Origin of the sequence: Mesorhizobium sp. M7A.F.Ca.MR.148.00.0.0 (assembly GCF_003997735.1) — a bacterium.
Classification (GTDB): domain Bacteria; phylum Pseudomonadota; class Alphaproteobacteria; order Rhizobiales; family Rhizobiaceae; genus Mesorhizobium.
On sequence record NZ_RZTB01000419.1, the window covers coordinates 1 to 401 of the forward strand.

Sequence of the window (401 nt, forward strand, 5' to 3'; positions counted from 1 at the left end):
GAGCCGCGCGAAAGGTTGTTCCGGCGCCAGCCGCCGCCACCATGGCGTGAAGCCGACTATGCCGCGGCCCAGGAACACCAGACCGATGAGCAGCGAAGTGGCGGCGAGCCCCTGCTTTGGGAAGGGTGAAGCAAAGACGCCTGCGAGCGCCAGCGGCCACAGTGTCGCCAGGCACAGGCACGCGGCCACGGCAAAACTGGCGAACGGCGTCGGCATCTCATCGACACCGCGAAAGCCGACCACGGCGCGAGCGCAGGAGGCTGCGTCCTGGCCCGGCCAGACGCCGCCAAGGCCCCAATAGACATGCAGCGTGGTGATCAGCAGCAGGACAAAGGAGAGCGAGCAGGCGAGAAAAATCATGAGCGGAACAGTCGCGAATACTGGGTTTCATGCTTCATCGC

The 401-nt window shown here is 65.3% G+C and carries 1 protein-coding gene; it reads right to left on the reverse strand.

Annotated elements, in window-relative coordinates:
• Positions 1-360 (reverse strand): DUF3995 domain-containing protein (locus tag EOB49_RS34785; RefSeq protein WP_164781973.1); only part of this gene is annotated, 360 nt, incomplete at its 3' end.
• Positions 361-401: the final 41 nt, after the last annotated feature.